Annotated in this window: 22 protein-coding genes; 3 read left to right on the plus strand and 19 right to left on the minus strand. The window is 63.0% G+C overall.

Going from position 1 to position 21,973, the window contains the following annotated elements:
* Positions 1-73: 73 nt before the first annotated feature.
* From BH682_RS31660 to BH682_RS31740, 17 genes are all read right to left on the minus strand, one after another.
* On the minus strand, positions 74-325 hold the full coding sequence (locus BH682_RS31660) for a hypothetical protein (protein WP_019750037.1): 252 nt from the start codon (positions 323-325) through the stop codon (positions 74-76).
* A complete protein-coding gene (locus BH682_RS31665) occupies positions 326-628 on the minus strand; it encodes a hypothetical protein (RefSeq protein WP_020971508.1) in 303 nt (100 codons plus the stop codon).
* Entirely contained in the window at positions 625-2,355 is a 1,731-nt protein-coding gene (locus BH682_RS31670; protein ID WP_019750039.1) for a hypothetical protein, read from the minus strand. The genes BH682_RS31665 and BH682_RS31670 overlap by 4 nt, the downstream gene beginning before the upstream one ends.
* A gap of 31 nt (positions 2,356-2,386) precedes the next feature.
* Positions 2,387-3,877: an SCO6880 family protein gene (locus tag BH682_RS31675; RefSeq protein ID WP_019750040.1), complete on the minus strand. Its 1,491-nt coding sequence runs from the start codon at positions 3,875-3,877 to the stop codon at positions 2,387-2,389.
* Between the two features lie 55 nt (positions 3,878-3,932).
* Positions 3,933-5,468 carry a hypothetical protein gene (locus BH682_RS31680; RefSeq protein ID WP_075835914.1) on the minus strand — a complete coding sequence of 512 codons (1,536 nt, stop codon included), beginning with the start codon at positions 5,466-5,468 and terminating at the stop codon, positions 3,933-3,935.
* Positions 5,462-6,316, minus strand: a complete 855-nt coding sequence (locus BH682_RS31685) for a hypothetical protein (RefSeq protein WP_020971506.1) — start codon at positions 6,314-6,316, stop codon at positions 5,462-5,464. The genes BH682_RS31680 and BH682_RS31685 overlap by 7 nt, the downstream gene beginning before the upstream one ends.
* A gap of 28 nt (positions 6,317-6,344) precedes the next feature.
* On the minus strand, positions 6,345-6,995 hold the full coding sequence (locus BH682_RS31690; RefSeq protein WP_064075287.1) for a hypothetical protein: 651 nt from the start codon (positions 6,993-6,995) through the stop codon (positions 6,345-6,347).
* 44 nt (positions 6,996-7,039) lie between these two features.
* On the minus strand, positions 7,040-7,306 hold the full coding sequence (locus BH682_RS31695) for a hypothetical protein (protein ID WP_064075286.1): 267 nt from the start codon (positions 7,304-7,306) through the stop codon (positions 7,040-7,042).
* Positions 7,303-7,626, minus strand: a complete 324-nt coding sequence (locus BH682_RS31700; RefSeq protein WP_019750045.1) for a hypothetical protein — start codon at positions 7,624-7,626, stop codon at positions 7,303-7,305. The genes BH682_RS31695 and BH682_RS31700 overlap by 4 nt, the downstream gene beginning before the upstream one ends.
* An 18-nt stretch (positions 7,627-7,644) precedes the next feature.
* Entirely contained in the window at positions 7,645-8,334 is a 690-nt protein-coding gene (locus BH682_RS31705; RefSeq protein WP_019750046.1) for a hypothetical protein, read from the minus strand.
* Positions 8,331-8,918 carry a hypothetical protein gene (locus BH682_RS31710; RefSeq protein WP_223304546.1) on the minus strand — a complete coding sequence of 196 codons (588 nt, stop codon included), beginning with the start codon at positions 8,916-8,918 and terminating at the stop codon, positions 8,331-8,333. The genes BH682_RS31705 and BH682_RS31710 overlap by 4 nt, the downstream gene beginning before the upstream one ends.
* Complete coding sequence (locus BH682_RS31715; RefSeq protein WP_082893286.1) at positions 8,915-10,612, minus strand: peptidoglycan DD-metalloendopeptidase family protein; 1,698 nt, start codon at positions 10,610-10,612, stop codon at positions 8,915-8,917. The genes BH682_RS31710 and BH682_RS31715 overlap by 4 nt, the downstream gene beginning before the upstream one ends.
* Before the next feature lie 93 nt (positions 10,613-10,705).
* Positions 10,706-12,319, minus strand: coding sequence for a cutinase family protein (locus tag BH682_RS31720; protein ID WP_064075285.1), 1,614 nt, complete (start codon positions 12,317-12,319; stop codon positions 10,706-10,708).
* Between the two features lie 26 nt (positions 12,320-12,345).
* Positions 12,346-13,203 (minus strand): hypothetical protein, encoded by an 858-nt coding sequence (locus BH682_RS36525; protein WP_064075284.1) that lies wholly within the window; start codon positions 13,201-13,203, stop codon positions 12,346-12,348.
* Positions 13,200-14,276, minus strand: a complete 1,077-nt coding sequence (locus BH682_RS31730; protein ID WP_064075283.1) for a hypothetical protein — start codon at positions 14,274-14,276, stop codon at positions 13,200-13,202. Before BH682_RS31730 ends, BH682_RS36525 begins: the two co-directional genes overlap by 4 nt.
* An 83-nt stretch (positions 14,277-14,359) precedes the next feature.
* Complete coding sequence (locus BH682_RS31735; protein WP_064075282.1) at positions 14,360-15,571, minus strand: hypothetical protein; 1,212 nt, start codon at positions 15,569-15,571, stop codon at positions 14,360-14,362.
* A gap of 84 nt (positions 15,572-15,655) precedes the next feature.
* Positions 15,656-16,096, minus strand: a complete 441-nt coding sequence (locus tag BH682_RS31740) for a hypothetical protein (RefSeq protein WP_064075281.1) — start codon at positions 16,094-16,096, stop codon at positions 15,656-15,658.
* A gap of 555 nt (positions 16,097-16,651) precedes the next feature.
* Here BH682_RS31740 and BH682_RS31745 point away from each other — a divergent pair.
* The 3 genes from BH682_RS31745 (at position 16,652) to BH682_RS31755 (ending at position 19,064) form a co-directional block, all read left to right on the plus strand.
* Positions 16,652-17,152 carry a helix-turn-helix transcriptional regulator gene (locus tag BH682_RS31745; RefSeq protein WP_031332243.1) on the plus strand — a complete coding sequence of 167 codons (501 nt, stop codon included), beginning with the start codon at positions 16,652-16,654 and terminating at the stop codon, positions 17,150-17,152.
* Between the two features lie 145 nt (positions 17,153-17,297).
* Positions 17,298-17,498, plus strand: coding sequence for a hypothetical protein (locus tag BH682_RS31750; protein ID WP_020971495.1), 201 nt, complete (start codon positions 17,298-17,300; stop codon positions 17,496-17,498).
* A gap of 390 nt (positions 17,499-17,888) precedes the next feature.
* The gene (locus BH682_RS31755; RefSeq protein WP_064075280.1) at positions 17,889-19,064 is read left to right on the plus strand and encodes a hypothetical protein; all 1,176 of its coding nucleotides are present in this window, start codon (positions 17,889-17,891) and stop codon (positions 19,062-19,064) included.
* A gap of 4 nt (positions 19,065-19,068) precedes the next feature.
* Here the strand turns inward: BH682_RS31755 and BH682_RS31760 are convergent, their stop codons facing one another.
* Complete coding sequence (locus tag BH682_RS31760; RefSeq protein ID WP_019750057.1) at positions 19,069-20,076, minus strand: GAF domain-containing protein; 1,008 nt, start codon at positions 20,074-20,076, stop codon at positions 19,069-19,071.
* A 129-nt stretch (positions 20,077-20,205) separates the two neighbouring features.
* A complete protein-coding gene (locus tag BH682_RS31765; protein ID WP_029538907.1) occupies positions 20,206-21,018 on the minus strand; it encodes an SDR family NAD(P)-dependent oxidoreductase in 813 nt (270 codons plus the stop codon).
* Positions 21,019-21,973 lie beyond the last annotated feature (955 nt).

Here is a 21,973-nt window from a genome sequence, read left to right on the forward strand (position 1 = left end):
TACTGTCGACGGCGGCACTGGCGGGGGAAGTGAGTATTCGTCGAAACATGGTTTTTACTACCAACTTTCGGATCTACGTGTTGTCCGTCGGTATCTCGACGACGGTGGTCAACGTGACGGCGTAACCGGCACGTGGTCTGCCCGTCAACGATGTTCCCGTTACTTGAGCGGGGATGACGGTGTGTGAATGGCCTTGTACTGCAACGAATCGGTGTTTTGTTTCGAGGTCGGCGACCAGGTCGTGCATCTTCTGTACCGCACTCTGCAATGCGGCCGACGGCTCACCGACTTCGGTGGCGGTGCTGTAAAGAAAGATATGCGTCATTTACAGGCCTCTGTTCGCGGCGATCAGTCCACGGTTCACTTCGCGTAGTGCTTCGAGTTCGACGCGGAGGGAATGTATTTCGGAATCCGGGGCGCACGGTTGCGGTTTCACGGCGTCCGCGCCTTCCCGCTGCCGTAGCCATGCCCGCACGGTGGAGGTGTGGATCCCGGTATCGGCGGAGACACGCTCGATGGTCGCCCACAGAGACGGATACTGAGGGCGCAGCTTGTCGACCAAAATTACTGTGGCACTGCGCACCTCTGCTCCGTAGCGGTTGCCGCGGGTGCTGCGTTTGCCGCTCATGCCGCATTGTCCTTCGCTGTCTGTGCCGCGTATCCGGCGTCGGTGGCGTCGACGAACCGACTGTCGGTGTCGTGCCACTGGTATTTCAGTTCCGTGGGGGTCAGGACGGTCTCGAAACGGTGCCCCGGAATGCGTTCGGTGCCCTGTTTGAGCAGGAAAAACCCTCGGCCTGGGGGTGGTCCTGGCTTTTCGAGTTGGGCGTCGTAGCCGGCTGGGGACGACAGCGCGGAGACCCATGCCTTGTCTGCGCGGGTGAACGGAATGATGGAGTCGAGTTTGTCCATCTCGTCCGAGGTCAGGGCTCCCACGATCAACGCTCCGGCGCGTTCGATGAAGCCCTTGGCTTTCATGATGTCGAAGTCCATTTCGAGCGATTCGAGGTCCTTGACGGTGTGGGTGATCATCACCAGCGCCGTTCCGACGGTGCGGGTCAGGCGGGTGAGGGCGTCGACGCGGCTGACCATTCCGGGGCCGGCGAGGACTCGCCAGAATTCGTCGAGCACTGCCAGGAAGAGCAACCGGTCGCGAAGTCCGCAATCGGCGAGGACGTGTGCGGCTTCGATGGCGCCGAATCCGTCCTCCCAGCATGCGGCCATCACCGCAGCTTCGAGCTTGGTGTCACCGTGGCTGAGCGCTGAAATGTCCACGCACACACCGGTCGGTCGATCCTCGCCGGTGAAGTCGATCGGGGTGGTCGTCTGCTGGGAGAACACCTCACCGAGATCGCCGTCGAGCAGCGCGGACAATGTCTCGAGGAGGGATTCGACCTTGGCGAGGTACTTGTCCTTGTCGCGGGTGTACGCCTTGCGCATCAACTCTTCCGGCGGGTTCTCGATCAACGTGAGCAGATCCGAGATCAGCGGCGGGTTGTCGTATCCGAAACGGGGGTCCTTTTCGAGTAGGCGCAGCGCCGCGGTGATGATGTTGCGTTCGGCCTGTGTCAGCGCTGTTCCGCGCTCGATTTCGCACAGTGACTGCATCACTCGCTTGCGGCGTTGGTGAACCTGTTTGATCACTTTCTTCTGCAAGTCGGGGAAGTCCGCGAGCAGCGGAATCACCGACCCGAGAGCTCCGATCGCGAGCGGGTTGAGGTACCCCTCGCCGTGTCCCAGGCGCACGATCTTGCCGCGATCGCCGCAGATGATTTCGATTTCCTTGGTGAAGTCGGGTTTGGTGTCGGCGAACACGAACGGGATGTGACCTTGGGCGATGCCGCCGCTGACGAGTTTGCGGCCCACCGTGGACTTGCCGTTACTGGGGAGGGCGAGCATGAACACGCTGGGGGTGTTCTGTCGGCGTGAACGGTAGGTGGCGGTGATCGGGTCGTAGTGGAACGAGATGCCGTCGGGATCTTTCCCGAGTGGGGTTCCGACCATTGGATAGGTGCTGCCTACGACCCACGGGGAGAGCCCACATGCCTGCACGCTGGTGCCGCGGAACTCCGGCGGCTTGGGTACGACGCCCATCTTGCCGCCGCCGTGGCCGGCGAAACCGCGGTCGGTGAGTTTGGGGGCGCGGCGCCATTTCGGTTCGGTTCGGGAAGGGTCGCGTGCGAGTTCGGCGGCTTTCGCTGCTGCCTTCTCGTCTGCGATGCGTTGTTTTTCCTCTGCCTGGCGGCGTTTGCGTGCCGCTGCCATCGGATCGCGTAGGGAAGCATTCTGCTTCTTGCGTCCGGGTTCGTACGTGCCGGTCAGGTCTGCGATCCGGCGGCGCAACATCAAACTCATCGTTTTCTCCTGTCGGTGGTGGTCGGCCGGTTCAGGCCTGCAAGGTTTTCGCCGTCGTTGCGTGGTCTTGGAGATAGACCCCGACTCCGACGCCCGAGAGAAATGCCGCTGCCTGGTATCGCCATGCGGGCCGTACTTTCGTCGAGCACCCGGCGACCAGGGATTCGATCGTGTCGGCCTGAATGTCGAGCTGGGCTTCGGTACTTGCCGACGCGGTGACGATCAGCGAGACCGCTGTCGCGCCGGCACCGTTGCCGACCTCGACGCGAGTACGGTCTGCTGCCTTGACCTTGAGGTCTGCGCGGACCGATCCGATACCGCGTTGGGCATTGCGTTCACCGACTGCGTAGACGTAGCCGCTTTCGACTGCGTTCACGGCGTCGGCCGGGGACATCGGCCGGTGAATCAGTGTCACGCGCTTGCGCGGGACGTCGCCGTGACCTTCGAGAAGTGCTTTGAGAATCCGTTCGTTGCGGGCACCGGACGGGGGTGCGTTCATCACCCAGGTCCGCGAGGCCGCGCCTTCGTGGAAGTAGGTGTTTTTGGTTTCCTCGGCCGTCATCGGGCCGGCATCGAGCCAGTCGACGTACATCTCTCCGCTGCGCAGTGACGATTCCACCTCGGCTTCGACAACCGGGCGGGGATCGTATGCGCGGCGCACGACTGCGGAGATTTCGTGATCGGACATCGGGACAGCGGTCACGCGGAATGTGCCGAGGTTCGCGCAGATCGACGGAAGACGTTCTGCCAGATCGGCAATCATCGCCATCGGATCCTTGCGTTTGGCTTCCGTGTTCGCGGTGAAGGTGAGCGCCATGTGGGTGTGCAACTGGATTCCGTGACGTACGCCGGTGCCCGATTCGCGGACCACCGCTTGTGCGAGTTCAGAGGTGCCGGGTTTGCACAGTCGCGTGATTTCCGCGTCTTGCCGCGCCCCTGTCTCTGGGAGGGTTTCGATGATGGTGGCGATCGCTTCGATGTCCGGCGTCTGTCCGCTGAGGTTGATGAACTCGCCCCAGTTGGCGACGTCGAGGTCGACCTGACCCTGTTCGACACCCTTGTATCCGGGCACAGAGCAACGCAGCCTGATCGTGTACTGATGCAGTTTCGGTAGATGACTCATTCCGAATCGTCGGCCCAGTTTGTCGATTCCCCACCACATTTCGATCGGAGCGCCGATTCCCGGGACTCGGGTTCGGCCTCCGGGCGCGTTCGAGAGAGAACCAGCGCGCAGGATGTGCTGGCCGCGCCGACGTTGCTTGCTCCACCCGGTGAGTTCAGTGGCGAATTCGTACCCTGACTTACCGCCGATGCGTGCAGCGAGCGGCGCCCAGGTCAGCACCACTACGCCGAGGATCACCGCTCCTGAGATGAAGAACCCGGCGAGCAGTGCAACGATGCCGGCCACGATGCCCGAGGCGAAGACGTAGAACATTTTCTTCGACACACCGAACAGGTACGTCGAAGGGGCTTCGTGAAGACCGCCGTAGGTGTTGGGGCGGGCCGGTGCTTCGGTGCTCATAGCTGCTCCTTGAGGATGGAATCAATGAGGTCAAACGGTGCGGTGCGGTGTGCGCTCATCCGGACCGCCCACCTTGCGGCTCGTCCGGAACGTCCGCTCCCCCACTTGCTCCGGAGGCGCTGTCGCCGATCGTCGATGCGACGGCGCCCATAGCGCTGCCGATCCGGTCGGAGACTTCCTGCCCGACGGCGACGGCCGCGCCGACCGGACCAGCGGCCGCGGCCGCGCCGGAAGCTGCACCGCCGGATGCTGCTCCGGACGCTGCTCCGGACGAACCGCTCGCGGTCGCTGCTCCGGACGGACCGCTCGATGCGGCTTCTGTGCCACCGCCCGAGGGCGCCGGTGAGCTCGATCCCGATGAGGGCGTGCTGGAGCCGGTCGGTTCCGTACTCGGGCCGCCTTGAACGCTCGACGACGAGGAGGACCCGGAATCCTGTTCAGCCGAGGAGGACATCGACTGGATCATCGAAGCGCCCATACTCGCGCCGGTCGCGGCGAGCATGCCGCCCAGCACCGCGCCGCCGTTGCCGCCGGCCATCGAACCCATCGCCGGAACGATCAGTCTCGCCAACGCCGGCATCGTCAGGCACGAGAGTGTCAGCAGGATCATTCCGGCGAAGACACCTTGTGCGTCGGTAGCACCGGCGGCCGAGAGGAAAGCGATCCCGTACACGCTGGAAGCGACGAACGGGAACAGTGCGAACACCACCGCCCAATTCCGTAGCTTGGTCCAGGCCTGCATTCCGGCGCTGCCGATTCCTGATGCGGCGGCCGCGATCGGTGCCCATCCGAGGACCAGGCGCAGCATCGCGATCTGCATCATGATGAACACCGCTTGCACGGCGGTTCCGACGATGCCCAAGATTGCGAAGACGAAAATCAAGCCCGGACCCAGGAGAGGGCCGACTTCGGCGACGGCGAGGAGTTTGTTCGCTGCTTCGTCGATGTTCTCTCCGACCATCGCTTGAACCAGCCACACACCCGCTGCTCGGGAGAGTTCGTCACCGGCGAGGATGAGCGGAACCAGAGTCCAGGACGCGAACACCGTGCGGGTCAACATCATTGCCGTTTCTTCGGCATGTTGCTGTGCCAGACGCGATTTGGCCCAGGCGAGTTTGAGTGCGGAGATCCCGACCGAGATCATGAACGCCGCTATCTGGAATATTCGCAAGAATTGGTGCACTTGCCAGACTGTGTTCTCGGTGTCACTGTTTCCGACCGCGCCGGTGACCGAGTTGGTCATCCACCACGTCAGCATGAAAGTGATGCCCTTTTTCCAACCGTCGAGGAACACTTCGGCGGCCTTGCCGACGCCCGATTTCCACATCCCGTCGGCGAACTCGCCGGCCGCGTCCTGTGGATTGGCAACAGCAGTGCCCAAGTCGCAGAACCGCTCGAGGAACCCACCGACGACCGGTACGGAGTCACCGACGTCGCGGCAACCGGCATACATGTCGTCGTCAGCCGGCGGTTGTCCGGTTTCCGAAGTGCCCGGATCATCTGCCGGGGGCTGGGCATGCCCGAGCGCGACCGGCCCGAAGACCAGCACGGCCAGGAGCAGAGCCGCGATCGCAGACAGACGCTTCACCATTGGGTCCACCCCGTCAGCGAAGTGATCGTCTGCGGCGGAAGCTGGGTGGAAGGGCGACGGATCTTCCAATCACCGTCCTGCCAGACGACCTCGAAGCGAGTGGTGAACCAGGAGCCCGGAGTCTTGTCGCGGGCCGCGACCTCCACGACTGCGAACGAGTTGTCAGCGCTCCAACCGGAAATCTTGAATGCCGCCGGGATGTACTGAGGGGGCAACTGGCTCCAGTCGATCCACTTCTTCGGCGCCCACGACGCCTTGTTCCCCCGTGTCGAGGGTTCGATCTGGTTGTCGAAGACCGCATCGAGTGATTCCTGGTCGATGACCGTCCGCATGCTGATCTGCCAGGCAGCGAGCGCAGCGCCCTGAGGGGTGCGAGCGAAACCCGTGGCCAATGGGCCATCTACTCGAGTGGGACCGTCGGAGGTCGAGAACGGCAGGATGAACGGACCGACTTGCTGCCACATCAACCCCTCCGGAGCGGGGACCGGGTCACCTTCCTTGAACGAGGGGCGATCTGCCGACGACTGCGGCAACGCCTGACCACGCGGGTTGACGGGGTTGGCGATCACGCGGCCGAACAGATCCGCCGACGGAACGCCGAATGCAGTGCCGCTGTCGGGTTTTGCTGGTGCCGTCGCGGGCGGCTGGGTGGCAGTGGGGGCGCCGGCGCCGGCGGAATCGTCGTCGCGGGTGACGGCGATGAACACGGCGACGGCCACGACCACAGCGAGAAGCGCGCAGAACACGGCAGCGGCGATCCCGGTCGTGCGGCTGGTCGCCAACCACTCGCCGGTGCGGCGAAGGCGCGATCCTTCTGTGGTCTCGCGGGGTTCGGTGCGGTTACTCACGGGTGGCTCCTGAAAAGTCGGGGGAAGATCAGTCGGCGTAGGAGAAGGCGGTGTATCCGTCGAGCGAGGCCAACGGCACTGGATCGGTGGGCGCAGCTTCGGAGGTCTCGGGCTGCGGATCAGGGAGAGTGATCTTCCAATCGCCGTTTTGCCAGATCAGCGAGGTCGGCGACGCAGACAGCGCAGCGTCCGGCATCCGTGTGGCCAGCCACACCACGGCTTGGTCTGGGCTGTAGTCCTCGATGCGGAATCCGGCGAACTGGGCTGTCTGAGCAGGATCGGCTTCGGTGGTGATGGAGGTCATCACCCGCGCCACGGCGTACGCGTCACGGCCCCGGCCAGGGGCGGTCAGCAGTTGTGCGGTCTGCGCCCAGGTCTCGTCTGGTGCGAGTGCGAGACGGCTCTGGCCCTGAATGGCGGCCATCACCACCCCTTGGGGTGTTCGGCTGTATCCGAACGGGATCTTCGCCGAAACGCTCGTCGGTCCGTCGACAGCGGAGACAGGGACAGCGACACCGCGGTAGCTCTCCCACTGCACCTGCTGCGGCGCTGCGCTGGTGTCGACCGCCGCGGTGCCGGTTCCGGGGTCCTCCTGCGACGATCCGCACGCGGTGGCCACCGACAGCGCGAGAGCTGCGGCGACGAGGGCGCCGACGAGGCGGTAACGGTGAATTGCCATGATTTCCTTCTTTTTCGCAAAGTGAGTAGTGGAATCGAGACGGGCTAGATGAGGAGCCATCCCGCCCACGTGATTGCGGAGGCGGTGACGATGGCGCCGATGGCGATCGCGATCAACCGCCGGATTCCGGGGCCGGTGACTTCGCCGTCGTCGAAGCGGTGCGCGACTTCGACACCGGCGCGCATCGCGGCGACGATCAGACCGGCTGCGACGAACCACAGGAACACCCCGAGCATCTGCCCGAGCGGGACCAGGACGTCTTCGCCGGGCATCTTGATGCCGCCGCCTGCGGCCAGTATCGAAGTACTCACTCCATGAACCAGGTGACGTACGAGGCGGCGGAGGACGTGATGATCGCGCCGACGGCGACACCGACCACCATCATCTTTTCGCCGCGTCCGGCGGTGCCGTCGGCGAACGACTGGGCGAACTTGACGCCGGCCATCATTCCCAGTCCGATCAGGAAAGCTGTTGCCGCCCACAGGCCGACGCCGAGCAGGATCTGAAACTTGTCGCCTGACGGCGGAGTGGTCATCTGAACGTCGATCACGTCCCCGCCCTGTCCAGGCGAGGGGAAGGGCGCGGGCTGCTGAGCGAGGATGTAGGTGTTGATGGTGTGGAGTGCGTTCATGAGAAGGTGCCTTTCGAGTTATGTTGCGGAAGAACTGATTTCCTTCACCCGAGCTGCTGCTGCGACTCGGATCTGGTCGTGGAGAGCGATCACCGGGGCGACGGGGTATCTCGTCGGGTCACGCGCCGCTTTCTTGTCGGTCGGCAACGTCGAGGACGGAGACCACTCGGGAAGCTCACGAGGAGGCATGACCCGCCAAGGTTCGAGCCACGGCACGTCCCAGCAGTGACCGGCCAGCGAGCGCGCCAGCGACTCGACGACGGCTAGACGGTTCCGGACCGGCTTGGACAGTGGGCGATCACTGTCGGCGACGGACACGACGCCGAGGATGTGTGTTCCTTCCGGCGTGCCACCGGCGGCGTGTTGCAGAAGCAGTGAATGAGCACGCTCTACGCCGTGCATCGTCGTGCGAAAAACGAGCACCACCAGCGGCGAGTCCGCGCCCGGTAGGTCACCGATGTATCCGGGCCAGCCGCGCTGGCAGTCCCCCGCGTATGCGAGGGAACGCGTCAGCGAGGAGACTCCGGCACCTCCGGTAGCTCCGAGAAACCAGACAAGCGGCCGGGCCGGGGTCAGAGCCTCACGTTCGATCGGGCCTTCCCAGATCGGAGCGGATTCATCGGTCCCGGGCATCACAGCCCCCGCGATGCGTGGACCGCTCGGCATCGGAGCACCGCGGCGCGGAACATCGGCATATGCGCTGGTCATCGGACCATCACCGCGCTCACGCGCCACACACCGAGCTTGGTGGCGGTCATGTACGCCGCGAACGGAACCCGATCAATCTCCCGGCCGCCGGCATCGACGGCGGTCACCGTCACTGCCACGACTCGTGAGACCTTTGCAGGCTTGTCCTCGGGGTGATTGTCGGCGGTCACCGTCGCCGTGGCCGTGGCCACCGCGTTCTGCTCACGCCAGGACTCCCATTGGCGACCGGTGATCGGTGCCAAAGCAATGAAGGACGACGCGTTGTCGGTGTAGTACCGCTCGTCGAGCAACGGTGCTGCCCGGTTCGCTGCGTCGATCTGGTTGGTGTCCGCCCCGGGGGTGTACGAGAACAGAGCTTGCGCGGCCGCGACCATCACGGCTTCCGGATCGCTTTGATCGACCGAGGAAAACGGTTCCGGCAGAGTGGGATCGGCGGGAACAGTCAATGATTGGGTGGGGCCGCCCTCATCCATCGGGTGGTCGTGGTCATTGCTGCGGCCGCATCCGACAAGTGCGAGAACAGCGAAGGTCATGGCTGCGAATGCGGTCAACCTCATCGGTCTGCGGTCAGTCCGGTTTGTCATCGTGCCTCCTGCGGTTGCGGTTGTGATGCGCCGAAGCGGCGGACGTGCATTTGTTCTCCCGACATCCCTGACAGCGGAGCGATGGTGACGGTCTGGCCTTCGGTCGGAGCGTGAAGCAACATTTCTTCGCCGTTCTCGAGGCCGTAGTAGATGCCGACGTGGTGCGTGTTCGAGGCGGGGCCGAAGAAGATCAGGTCGCCGGGTTGTTTCTGGTCGATGGGGACTTCTGCGCCGCGTGAGTCGTAGAGCTGTCCGGGATCTGCGGTCGATCCGGTGAAGTGCGGCAGGCTGATTCGTCCGCCGGATGCCTGGTAGACCGCGTACAGCGTCAGACCTGAGCAGTCGAATCCGCCGCCGGTGGGGCCGTTCGTGTCGCCACCGCCCCAGACGTACGGGGTACCGATCCAGCGCGAGGCAGCCAGGATGATGGCTCGTCCGAACTCGCTGGCCGGACCCTCGCCGCCGCCGCTACCGGGTGCGGGCTGCTGATCGTTGCAGGCATCGCTGCCGCCGTCGGCGACGGCGATGGCTCCACCAGCTGCGATGGATGCGAGTTCGGCTTCGGACATGTTCGCCCCGGCGCCCTTGAACTTGGCCGCCAACGTGGTGGCGATCGGCTCGTCGTCGGCGTACGCGTCCGGGTACAGCGATCCCTGAACGTTCTGTGCTGCGACGGTAATCGGTAGCGATTCCCACCCGCTCTGCTTGGCCAGCGCTTCGTAGAATTTGCGTGATGCAGTGGCAGAGTTCATCAGTTCTTCGAGCGTTCCCCACCACGGGTACTGCTGCTGAAACTGATTGACGGAGCCGTGATCTCGTCCGACAGCATCGTGTGGGAAGTCCAGGGATCGGCCCACGTCCTTCTGATCGGCTTCGAGGCGAGGATCGGTGCCGTCGTTGGCGTACATGCGAAAGCCGGATTCCTGGCTTGCGGTTGCGAGCGCGACGATGACGCCGCGATCTGGAATGCCCATGACTTCACCGACCGCGACGATCTGCTTCGCGATCGCCAACTGTCGGCCGTCCAAACCTCCGAACCCGGAACCTTCATCACCCGCATCGCCCGAGCCCGGGGAAGTCGGTGCGGGCGCAGCGGGAGCCTCGCCGGGTTCGGCGGCCTTGTCGATCCACGGTTGCGGATCCACCGCGGTACCGGCGCCGTCGGGTAGACGACCGCCGTCCCACACCTCGAAATGAAGGTGCGGCCCGGTCGAGCCGCCGGCATTGCCGATCGCCCCGATCTGCTGACCGCCGCGGACCTGCTCTCCGGCGCGGACCATCACACCGTCGTCGAACATGTGCCCGTAAACCGAGCTGTATACGTGGCCCTCGATTTCGTGATCGACGATGATCCAGTTCCCGAAGCCGTCAGCGGGACCGGCTTCACGAACGCGGCCGTCGATGAACGCGTAGATCGGGGTACCGACAGGACCCGCACGGTCGAGTCCCTTGTGTTCGGTGCCCCATCGCGGACCGAACGGAGAGGTGTCCGTTGTTTCGGACGACTTGGTGGGCTTGACCAGCGAACCAGCAGCGGCAACCTGCCCGCCCCCGTTTTCGACGGGAGCGCACTCTTCGTCCTCGGAAACGAGAACGACCACCACGGCCATGATCATCAGAAGGAACGCGACGGCTGCGGCACCGACAACGACGATGGCACCGCCGACGCCTCCGCTGCTGCTGTCATCTGACACGAGATGGTCCCTTCGGTTGGAGTGGGACGTCAGTGCGTCCCGGGGTTTGCTGGGCGGCGGCGCAGCAGAGGAGTTCCGTGCGCCGCCGACCGATCACTGCGCGGGCGGTGCGGCGGCAGGCGCCTGAGTGGGAGTCGGGATCTGGGCAGGCGCGAACGCGCCGCCCGGCCCGACGATTTCAGGAGAAACCGCCGAGGTCGTGGCGAACACCGAGCTGGTCAGCGGCGTCGACGACGAGGGGGCCGCAGAGGGCGTCCCGCTCGGACGAGTCGTCGGCGAGGCTGTTTTCGTGGTGCTCGCCCCGGCCGACGTGGATCCGGACGAGAGTTCTTTCGCGAGGGTGGAGAACCACTCGACGGTGAACTTCGCCGGGGTCTGCCCCTGTCCTCCCACGGGAATCGAGTCGTAGGTGCCGTGGTTGCGGGCCGTGTCCCAGTACTTGACCTGCGTTGCCATCTTCAGCAGGTCCTTGTTGTCGGAAATGCCGCGCTGGACTTCGTTGTAGATGTACTTCTGGATCTGGGTGCCGGTGGACGGCGGGAACAAACTCATTGCCGCGTCCCCGACTTTCGCTGCCAAGATGCCCAGTGCAGCAGGGGGATTGGCCATGCCGACGGTGGCGAGGGTGCCGATCGTGTCCAGTGTGAGGACTTTCTTCGCGACCGCGATGCCCGCTTGCAATCCCATGACACCGGTTTTGATGACTGCCCGGATGACATCGGCGTCCGCGTCCGGAGTGGCGGAGCGCGGATCGGAATTCGTGGACAGGCGCCCGAGGATGGTCTTTCCGGACGACTGCACGGTGAACCGGCCGTTGGAGAAGTTGATGTCGTCGTTGACGACGTCGGCGGCGGTACGAATTGTCGCCCCACCCAATGCGCCCGCGAGGTCGACCAGAGTTTTCTGCGGATCCTGCTGCTCGAGGTGCAGCTGCCCAGCGATATTGGTGACCGTGCGGGCCAGCGTCGCATCTTGTGGTGTCGCGCATGCGAGGTCGCCGTCGGTGCAGAACGAAGCGACACGGCCGGCAACAGAGCCGTACCCGGACGAGGCGGCGTAGTTCGGGGCTATGCCGCCGCCGTCAGCAGGGGTCGGGGTGGTCACCGTCAGATCCGACAAGGCAGAGGTGGCAACGCCCTTGGGCGGTGTCGGTGAACTCTGCCCGGACGAGCCGCCGGGGAAGGTGCTGGCACCTTGCGGGCGATTCGGGGACGAGAACAATGCACCGGCGGCGAGCTTGTCCGCTGTGATCGGGCCTTTGCCGCTGCCGATATTGCGGATGACGGTGTCCGCTATCTGCGCGCCTTGCGAATATCCGGTCACCGCGATCATCGACGAGGGGCACCTATCGGCGTAATCGGAGATCGCTTGGCTGGTCTTGTCGACCCCCTCGGTCATCGACTGCTCGTACGTCGCTCCCCGCCAACCGAAGTCGGCGGCGTACGGGACGAGCATCCGTGAGACCTCACCGGCAGCGGACTGGAGCAAGGGCACCATCACCGACATGCCGAGGAAGCCGCTGTCGATGGTGGGGTCGGCATCCGGAGCGGACTGGTTGGTCCCCTGAACACCGAAGACTCCCAAAGCGGTGCAGGGCATCGGTGCGGAGTCGCCTGAGGTGGGTGCGGCGTTCGCCAGACTGGTTCCTGCCAGTGCGAGGACGACCGTGGCCGTCACCGCTGTGGTGATCCCTCTCGCATATCTCATGCGGATTTCCCTTCGGATGTGTTTGTTCACTGCGTCGGCGCGGCTGCACCGAGGTTTCGTACGTCGGCGGCGAGAGCGGTGAAGTCCTGCTCGACACCGCTGCCCATCGCCGAGGTCACGATCGGTCCTCCTGCGGCCAACGACCGGTCGTGACCGATCAGGCGCACCGCTCCGATCCGGCCCGCCATATGGGCACTGAGGTGATCGGCCACCGGCGTCGAACCGGGACGGACCTCGACGACGGCCACGACGACCGATGCCAACGTGTGTGCGCCGAGGGTGCTCTCGATCCATTCCAGGACGGAGGGAAGACGGTTCACGGAGTCGCCGCGGCTGGACACCACCAGGACGATCACGACCGACGCATCGGCCAGCAGCGGAGCGAGATGCTGTGCACGCAAAGGGTTTCCGGCGTCGTAGATCGGAAAATGACCGGACGCGGTCAGGAGTGAGTGAACGGACGCGAGCGCCGCAGCGTCGCCGCTCAGCTCCCCAAGCGTGCGGCGACCCCACAGCACCCCGTGCTCGGAGACCCATTGGCCGGGGTTCAGCTCGCGCCCGCAGCCACGCTCGGACAGGTCACCACCGGCGGGGGTCGTATCCACGGCGGCAGCAGTGACGAGTTCGGTGTGCAATGCACTCGCCAGGCCGACCGCTGTCGTGGTGGCTCCGACTCCACCGGCAACCCCGGCGATCAGCACAGCAGAAGGCGGTGCCAGCGGAATCAGTGCATCTTCTGGCTCGGGTACCTCATCGACCGGGCCTTCTGCCTCGGACCCGGGCACAAGCGGCGGTGCGGTGTCGTCCACCGTTGCCGACGGCTTCTCGTCGGATTCGTTGTCTTCTGTCGGCTCGCCCTCGAGCCAGTCCCCCGCCCACGTCACGGCGTGCCTACGCTCTCGTTGATGGCCGCGATCAGCGTCTTTCCGTCACGCACGGTCGTGCTGATGGTTTGCGCGTATCGCACGATCGCACCGTCCGCGGCTTTTTGGACCATCTCTACGGCGAAGACACCCGGCTGACCGGACGGGCGGATCAGAACGCAATGCTCGGTGCCGACCGGGACGCCGTCATCGATGCCGGCTTGCAAGGTCGACAGTTGGGTGGCCGCAGCTTCCGGAGTGGCGAAGCCTCGCGCTTTGTCCGCATTGCGATCGACGTAGAAGGCGTACTGAAATCCGAGGATCGCATCAGGGCCAGATCCGGTACCGCCAGGGCCATTCCCGCTGATGACGTCACCCTTGACGCTGCTCGGGCACCAGGACGAGGCGGCCTGCGCCCCGGCGACAGACGTCCCCGCCGCTGGCGGGGCCGTAGTGGTTCCAGGTACTTCGAGGGAGGCTGGAGCGTCCGGTTCGTCGGAACCGGAGGCCAGCGCGATTGCGGTACCGCCGACGAGGACAGCCAGCACGGCCGCAGCGGCTCCCCCGACAGCGGCTTTCGTGCGGCGGCTCCGGCCACGCGCCCGGTCGGATCCAGGGAGAGGTTCGGGGATACCGATCCGCTCCCCCTCATCCGGGGTGGGCGGTGTCGGTTCCGGATCGGTGGCCGGCAGCTCCCATTCCGATGCCCAATCCGGTTGTGTATTCAGATCACTGACAGCGAGGGTGACGACCGGGAGCGTGCGGACAACACCCACGGACTCAGAGACGACCGGATCGGTCGCCGGTCCGGTCTCGTCCTCATCTGCGAGTTCGAATGTGGGAGTGAGGTGTTGGGCGGGTCGGCTCACCGCAGCGACAACGGTCTCGTCTGCCGAGGGAGCGTTGCCGGTGGAAACCGGTTCGCTCTCAACAGTTTCGGCATGGTCGAGTAGGGAGTCGGGTTCTGATTCCTCATCGGGGTTTTCGGACTCGGGCTCGGAATGTACGTCGGTGTCTGGGGTTTGCTCTCCCGTGTCCACTTCGTCGGCGAACTCGGTCGGGTCCAACGGTGGAAACCAGTTCTGACCTGACATGTCGATATTTCCTCTCGTGCAAAGAAAAAGAACTTCGACTAACACCGCCGGGGCCGAAGCCCCGACCCCGGCGGCGGTAGTGATTACGCGGGGGTCGCTCCAGCGGCAGCAGCGCCGAGGGCTTGGCCGATCAGATCGGCGGTAGGTCCGAAGGCGTAATTCGCTTCGACGGCCGCGTTGTCGAGTGCGGCGATGACCTGATCGCCACCGGGCTGAGCGAGGACGGTTTCACGTGCAGTAGTGAGCTGCGCGTTGACGTTCTCGGTGATCTGCGGAACGGACGCCACAGCGTCGGTGACGACCTGCGCGACCGGCGGGGCCTGCGCCGCCAGCGCGTCACTGGTCTGCGAGGTGATCGCAGGTGCGTCCGGCTCAGGAAGGTTCGGCACGTCGATGTGGCGAGGCTCGGCATCGGTGTCACCGGCCCCGATTGCTCCCGCCGTCAATCCGCCCACCACAGCGCCGCCCACGGCACTGGGAATCCCGAGAATCAAGCCACCTGCACCGGCACCGATAGCCGTGCCGACGACGCCTGTCGTCGCTTCCGGCAGTGGCGGCGGGAGCGGAACCAGGCCGCCCATACCGGCCCCGATCAAACCGCCCACTGTGCCGCCGCCCAATGCGCCCACTGTGAACCCTGCGGTTCCGGCAGCCAAGGCACCTGCTGCGGCTCCGCCGAAGGTTGCAGCCGAGACACGTTGCGAACGATCCACGTCGACGCCGACGCTGGACCAGAATGTCGCGAACTGTGAAACACCGACAGATGCAGTGTTATTGGTGCGTTCGAGATACTCGTCGGACATCCAATTGGGCTTCGGCCCGACGTAATCACCCAGCTGCAACATCTGGGGCGGTGCTTCGATCGGAGCGATGATCTCGACTTCGGTCGGGAGATGGAGTGTCCCCACGTCGATCGGGTCGCCGTAATACGTCGGCGCTACATAGTTCCCGCTGCTATCGCCTGCATTGTTCGGGGACGACTGCTGTGTCGACGGCGAAGGCTTCCACTGAATGTTGTCGTACTCAGCCGGAGGCGGAGTCCAGTACGAACGATCGGACGTCGGCGCAGGAACCTCAGGGGCAGTAGTAATGCCCGGCTGCTCCGACGCAGGCGGAGGCGTCGTAATGCCCGGCTGCGACGGAGCGGTGATGCCCGGCTGGGTCGGCGCTGCGATCGCAACTCCGGCATTGACGAAGGCGGCTCCGACCATCGCCGCCAACGTCACGGCTGCGACCGCACCCGTCGACGGTGACCGATGGCGCCCACCGGACCGTGGTTTCTTGAACTGCTTCATGACATCCCTTCAATCGTGTTGTTTTGCAAACACTTAGGTGGATTCGTGGATGAGCCGGCCGCGAGAGTTGTGATCTCGGGGCCATTAATCCCGGTAGGACGTACCGGGAAGCTGATGCGCGGCAGAGATCACGCCGTCGGCCGCGAAGCGTGTGAAGAATCTGGTTGTGGTCGGGAGTTGGGTGTGTCCGAGTGGGCACCGGTGGAAGAAGCCGGGAATCGGAACGCTCACACAAACGCTGCCCGGACTGCGCCCCATGCAGTGGACGACGTTGGCGAATAGAGGAACGCAGCGTGCACGAAAAGGCGCACCCACCCGGTCCTCGGGCGGGAGGAGCGGGGTGGGTGCTTCACGGACCGTGTTGCCGAGCACCACGAAGGGCGAGACACGACGGACCGGGATCCGGGTGGCATGGCCGCATGCAGGGTTCACAGTGCGCCCGAGTTCGTGGTCAGCGAATCCGAGTTTGAGAGTGTCCTGTTCTACCCAGCTGGAATAGGTATTTTGCGCAGAGTTGTTCCCCACGACTGCCTCCGGCTAGTTGCGTTTTCAACTTCACCGCATAGGCTCGAAGGCCTGCGGTCTGGTCGCCTTGGTGCGTGCAGCACCGCAGACATGAAAAAACCCCAGGTGCGTGAGGGGACGCCAATCACCAACGCACCTGGGGCTTTCGAGACAGCACGACGCTCGGCAGAAGCCGAAGTCCTTGTGTTCGTGCTTGAAGTAGAACGGTCACTGAGAGTGACCTGGGATGTTGCATCGCGCACTGCGAGAAACCAGTTCATCCAAATCGCCTGCCCGTACTCAGAAGGCACACGCAGATAGACGTGTGCAAATTCTTCTGCGCTACAAGCGATACCGACGTCGACAAGTACCGAGGAATCCCAGGCTGGGCACGCCGTTGCAGGGTAGACCGCGTGGTTTGTGTTCGGCAACTCATTCAATCGCCTCACGGCCCCCCTTTTCCGCCTATAGGTCCCTTGACCTCGACTCTTTCTTGGCAACCTTTTATGCCAAACCAATATAACACCCTATTATTCTAAACACTAGTGCGAGTTGGCGGGGTAAAGGAGCGACACAATGACTCACGGGGATGGTTCTCGAGAGCTTGGAGTAGGCGTGTCGCGGAGTGCTGTTCGAGGCTTTAGTGCTGCCAGGTTGCGGCGCTATCGACTGGCGCGCAAGGCGAATATTGCAGACCTGGCTGACGCCGCTGGTGTCTCCGAGCAGACCGTCTCTGCATGGGAAACGGGTCGTGCGGCACCAACACCCGAGCTGCTAGCCAAGGTTGCGGCCGAATTGCGGCTTACCGTTGCAGACCTTGTGCCGATTCCGAATGACCAGCTTGGCCTCAGTGATCTGCGCGCCCAAGCTGGCATGACTCAAGGGCGAGCTGCCGAAGCTCTCGGAATTTCGGCGACGCTTCTCGGACGAATCGAAAAAGGGCGCAAAGAGTACGACGAGGCTAGGGCTGCGCAGCTTGCGGAGCTGTATAAGGTCACGCCCGAGCTGGTCGCTGAGGTCTGGCAGCGCGATCGTGACAGCCGTCAAGCGCGTGCGACACGCTTCCGCGATTCTTAAAAAATCTCCCCATAATTCCACCCAAACATCGAAGTTCGGTTCTTCTTCGGCGTGTCACCGTGACGATTGTGTGATCTTGGCACAGGATGAACGGGAACCTGGCACTGCATCGCTAGGAGCAAGGTCGGGCCGAAGGGAGAAGAGCATGCCCACACCAAGCAAGGGTGATCGAACCCGGGTTGTGAGTCGCGTTCCAGATCCGGTGTACGCAGAGCTGGAAAAGCGGCGGAAGGCGGCCGGAGTCAGCTCCGTCAGCCAGTACGTCGCAGATCTGCTGGCGGCCACCACTGGCCATAAGAATCTTGTCGTCGAACTCGACCAGGAGGTTTTGCAGCTCACCGCGTAACGAACGTCGCGTAGACGGCAAACCCGGGCGGGGGATGCCGTGACAACCACACATCGTTAGCTGTAGCGCACCGACTGCAACAAAAAACCCCCGAACCGGGCGGGGTCGAGGGTTTTTCGAAGTTGGTGAGATTCGAGTTAGACGCTCGTTTCTCAGCGGTACTGCTATATCCCCGAAGGGACTGTCTTGGCGGACAGGTCTCAGGCTACATCGTGGCCTGATGAAGTTTCAATGATTCCTGCGCGTGTCGCTGTTCACGAACACGCACCTACATCCGTACTGCGCCCGTACTGCGGTAGCAGCCCCATGCGGCGTCGGTACGGCACAGCTCGTACGCCTCGCGCTGTATCTGGCCATGTGCACGGGCACCAATGCCATTCCCTGACCCCGATGTTCGTCAACGCGCTCGGTGGCCCAGAGGCAGCTTGCCGAAGGTACTGCCAGGTCACGCTCGAATTGGAGCCCGGCGCATACAGCGGTATCGCGTCATGGCGTGGAGCCCAGCACTGGGTCGAGATCGTCGTCCGCTGCGCCTATACCGCGGAGTACAACCGCATCCGCCCCGAGCTCGTCAAGACGTCGAAGACAGGCAGTGTCGCCGGCGGAGGGATCAGTCTTAAATCGTTGTTGGCGGTCGCGAAAGTCATGGCCGGTGCTGCTGATTTCGATTCCGGCCGCAGCTCGCGTCTATCCATTGCCACACTCGTCGAGCGAACAGGGCTCGGAGAGCGGACCGTTCAGCGAGCCCGTCAAGCGCTCAAACTACTTCGGGTAGCCACGGAGGTATTGCGTGGCCGACTACGCCGCAAAGGCGAACGTATGGCGTCGTGGAGATTTGATGACAAGTCGCGTGGCTGGGCATCGGTGTGGGCGTTGCACCCGCGTAAGCCTGTGGATAAAACCCGCATGTCAGTCGCAGGATCTATACAGATGGCACCCCACCCCCGTAGGGGTCAGTTTTCTATCCCTACCTCTCGTAGAGAGGTACTTAATACAAAACGATCTGTGGATAAACGAGCCGCTTCGCGGCGCAAGGAATCCAGGTCCGAGGTCGAGAAGGCTGACGGCATCCGGAAAGGCCTGTTGCTCGCATCCAAGTGGCTCGGTAATCCGAGAACGCCTACGTGGGCACGTCAACATACCCCCCGAGGTTGGGCGCCTGCACTGGCCGAATCAGCGGCGCACGGCTGGACCGCTGACGATCTCAACTCCACCATCGACGCGTGGGCCGAGGCACGGAAGATGACACCGGACCCAAAGCATCCGATTGCGTTTATCCGGTGGCTCATGAAGGAGCAGGATCTGGCCTTCTCACCGCATGTTCTCGCTCAAATTGCCGCTGAGCAGGCAAAAGCTGGACGTGAACGACAGTCCTCGCAGTTCGAGGCCGAACGTGCGCGTTACGCATTGGCCGCGACTGAGGACTCCCCCGGCCGCCGGGCAGCGATGGCAGCTGTTCCGGATGCTGCGGCAGTCCGCCGCCGCAGACAGATTGCTGAGCGGAGGACTGCCGCTGACGCGCGCGCAGAACTGTGCGCGCGTCAGCGCGGCATCGACAACTGGTGAAAAGCTACGAATCCGCAGCAGCGCGGACCATGACCAGGCCGGCGGTGGTGTGCTGGTCGAGCATCATCAATGTCGCTCGCACATCACAGGCTTTCCACTTCCCGTCGAGCTGTCTGAACCGGACGGTGCCTTGCGTTTTGCCCCGCGCCAAACCCGCAGACATCTCTAGCGCCACAGGCAAGTCCTCGGGATGCATACCAGGTTTAACCTGGTCATCCACTGATTCCCACGCCAAGTCTGGCATCGGATCGCCTACCCATCGAATGAGTTGCAGCGTCTTGAGATTGACGATCGCTCGGTACTCCCCCTCCTCCGTCGCAGCCTCGAGGACCCGGTATTCAAGAACCACAGGGGGCGGAGCCGCCGCAACGTCGATCGCGGGGCCGATGTCTTGCGTTATTCCTCGCAAAATGACCTCTGACCTGCTGGTCGCAGGATCGATTTCTTCAAGCATTCGGCACGAAAAGTGGGCGGCACGCAGCTCGTCGTCATCTCGCCTCACTGTCCACACCGCTTGGTGAATGGTTCCGGGAGCCGAGTGGATGATCTTCGACAAAGCCTCGCCCTCATCGCGATTGGTCACGAGACGGGTGAAGGCGCCGGCCATTGCTTTCTCGGTATGTCGCTCATCCTCCGGAACGCCGTACAAGTCGAGCAGATCGTTGCTTCCGCTGGCTTTGCTCGCCGTCAGGTTGAACAACCAAGCTCCGGCCGGGTCCCTGTCGGGAACGACTTCGTCTGGTCCGCCAGTCCATAGGTACATGCCATGCAGACGTCCTGAGAACGTCACCAAAGGCTCCACAACGACACGCCGGCGGCCATCAGCAGTTACCCTGTCTACGCGGTCAGGCGACGCCATGACCTCGGCAATCACGCTGTAAACCTCGTCGAGGGAATCTTTGCTTTTGAAGAATTTGTCCAACGGTGTGAACTTTCGAGGAGTGCTCCCCAGACCGATGATCGACGGTGTAGCGCCACCGATCGACTCAATCAACAACCACTTTGTTGCCACTGCGTAGTTCCTCTCCCCGCGGATGCGAACAGAGGAACACTACCCGACAAAACAGACTTAATGTTACTGTCCGTTACAGGTATTTAGTCCTTCAGTGGACGGCGCTGACCTGGGCATCCGCCAAAAGTACTAGCCGGACTTCAGTGCTGGAATGATCCGTTGGTAGCCCGAACTGGCAGTCCTAGTTAGTAGGTCGACGATGCGGGCATCTTTACCGATCAGCACTCGAGGTCGGCGCCGTTCCACACCGCGCAAAATCGTTTTGGCAGCGGCCGCTGGATCCGTTCTCGCGATGGAACCCTCGAAGGATTCGACGACTTCCGAATGGTCGAGAGTTGTCGCCACACGCGCTGTACGTGCAATTGAAGTCTTGATTCCTCCGGGAAACACACAAATCACAGCTATTTGCCGGTGATGAAGAAGCATCTCCTGGCGGAGCGACTCGGTGAAGCCGCGGACCGCGAACTTCGCGGAGTTGTAGGCCGAGTAACCAGGCGCGGCCATGAGACCGAAGGCCGATGAGATGTTGACGATGGACCCACGATCCGACGCAATAATGTACGGCAAGAAGGCTTTCGACCCATTAACTACGCCCCAGAAGTCGACATTCATCACGTGCTCGATGTCTGCGTAGTCGGAATCCTCCACGGTTCCGGAATACAGAACGCCAGCGTTATTGAAGATCGCATCAACATGCCCGAACTGGGCGAGCGTTGCCGCGGCACACTCCCCCATCGCTTCTCGGTCCGTGACATCCGTCGCCGAGATCATCACCGAGTCGGCGCTGATTCCAGTCAGCTCGACCGTTTCCTCTAGGCCACCTTGGTCGACGTCGATTAGTGCGAGCTTTGCGCCTTGGGCGGCCAGTTGGATGCTTAGTTGCCGCCCGATTCCCGCTCCGGCGCCGGTAACGACTACAACGCGTCCTATGAAATACCCCATGCCGTAAGTATTCCTCGTGAGAACGGCGGTTTCGCGGAACGGGCTTAGTTGGGTGGGTGCGCAAAATTGACTCATGCTGACGTTGCTCGATTGAAATGTCGAGTGAGAGGTGCGACCTACGTGCGACCTACGTGCGGGCCGCCAGGTGCGGTCGAACGGGTGACGTAGTCGTCGAGCCGTGGCGTTCTCCGCCTCACGTCCAGGCATTTTGCGCCATTGCGTCGAACTGAAGAAATGCCAGCATTACTGTCAATAGCAGTAGAGAGTTGAGGGCGAGATCCGGGAACCTGTAATCCCAGTAACACCAGCAATACCAGTAATGCCGTCAATGTTGGTGTGGCAGTCTCGGCTTGTTTCGATTCTCCGCGAACCCCGCCTGCCGTAATGACAGTAATACTGCTATTGGAAACATGCAGGTCACGGTGCTGCCACGGCGAACTGTGCGTAATGCCAGCATTGCTGCCATTACTGGTTTTGAGGCCAGATGTGTTGCTACGACCTGACCGATGGCCGATAGCAGCAATACTGGCATTATGCGAGAACGGCGGTTTCGCGGAACGGGCTTAGTTGGGTGGGTGCGCAAAATTGACTCATGCTGACGTTGCTCGATTGAAATGTCGAGTGAGAGGTGCGACCTACGTGCGACCTACGTGCGGGCCGCCAGGTGCGGTCGAACGGGTGACGTAGTCGTCGAGCCGTGGCGTTCTCCGCCTCACGTCCAGGCATTTTGCGCCATTGCGTCGAACTGAAGAAATGCCAGCATTACTGTCAATAGCAGTAGAGAGTTGAGGGCGAGATCCGGGAACCTGTAATCCCAGTAACACCAGCAATACCAGTAATGCCGTCAATGTTGGTGTGGCAGTCTCGGCTTGTTTCGATTCTCCGCGAACCCCGCCTGCCGTAATGACAGTAATACTGCTATTGGAAACATGCAGGTCACGGTGCTGCCACGGCG

This window comes from Rhodococcus sp. YL-1 (genome assembly GCF_001942025.1).
GTDB classification, from domain to species: Bacteria; Actinomycetota; Actinomycetes; order Mycobacteriales; family Mycobacteriaceae; genus Rhodococcus_F; species Rhodococcus_F qingshengii.

Coding starts and splice junctions, on each gene's coding strand:
- BH682_RS31660 (WP_019750037.1), bottom strand. CDS start 325: ATGACGCATATCTTTCTTTACAGCACCGCCACCGAAGTCGGTGAGCCG.
- BH682_RS31665 (WP_020971508.1), bottom strand. CDS start 628: ATGAGCGGCAAACGCAGCACCCGCGGCAACCGCTACGGAGCAGAGGTG.
- BH682_RS31670 (WP_019750039.1), bottom strand. CDS start 2,355: ATGAGTTTGATGTTGCGCCGCCGGATCGCAGACCTGACCGGCACGTAC.
- BH682_RS31675 (WP_019750040.1), bottom strand. CDS start 3,877: ATGAGCACCGAAGCACCGGCCCGCCCCAACACCTACGGCGGTCTTCAC.
- BH682_RS31680 (WP_075835914.1), bottom strand. CDS start 5,468: ATGGTGAAGCGTCTGTCTGCGATCGCGGCTCTGCTCCTGGCCGTGCTG.
- BH682_RS31690 (WP_064075287.1), bottom strand. CDS start 6,995: ATGGCAATTCACCGTTACCGCCTCGTCGGCGCCCTCGTCGCCGCAGCT.
- BH682_RS31700 (WP_019750045.1), bottom strand. CDS start 7,626: ATGAACGCACTCCACACCATCAACACCTACATCCTCGCTCAGCAGCCC.
- BH682_RS31705 (WP_019750046.1), bottom strand. CDS start 8,334: ATGACCAGCGCATATGCCGATGTTCCGCGCCGCGGTGCTCCGATGCCG.
- BH682_RS31710 (WP_223304546.1), bottom strand. CDS start 8,918: ATGACAAACCGGACTGACCGCAGACCGATGAGGTTGACCGCATTCGCA.
- BH682_RS31720 (WP_064075285.1), bottom strand. CDS start 12,319: ATGAGATATGCGAGAGGGATCACCACAGCGGTGACGGCCACGGTCGTC.
- BH682_RS31730 (WP_064075283.1), bottom strand. CDS start 14,276: ATGTCAGGTCAGAACTGGTTTCCACCGTTGGACCCGACCGAGTTCGCC.
- BH682_RS31735 (WP_064075282.1), bottom strand. CDS start 15,571: ATGAAGCAGTTCAAGAAACCACGGTCCGGTGGGCGCCATCGGTCACCG.
- BH682_RS31745 (WP_031332243.1), top strand. CDS start 16,652: ATGACTCACGGGGATGGTTCTCGAGAGCTTGGAGTAGGCGTGTCGCGG.
- BH682_RS31750 (WP_020971495.1), top strand. CDS start 17,298: ATGCCCACACCAAGCAAGGGTGATCGAACCCGGGTTGTGAGTCGCGTT.
- BH682_RS31755 (WP_064075280.1), top strand. CDS start 17,889: ATGTTCGTCAACGCGCTCGGTGGCCCAGAGGCAGCTTGCCGAAGGTAC.
- BH682_RS31765 (WP_029538907.1), bottom strand. CDS start 21,018: ATGGGGTATTTCATAGGACGCGTTGTAGTCGTTACCGGCGCCGGAGCG.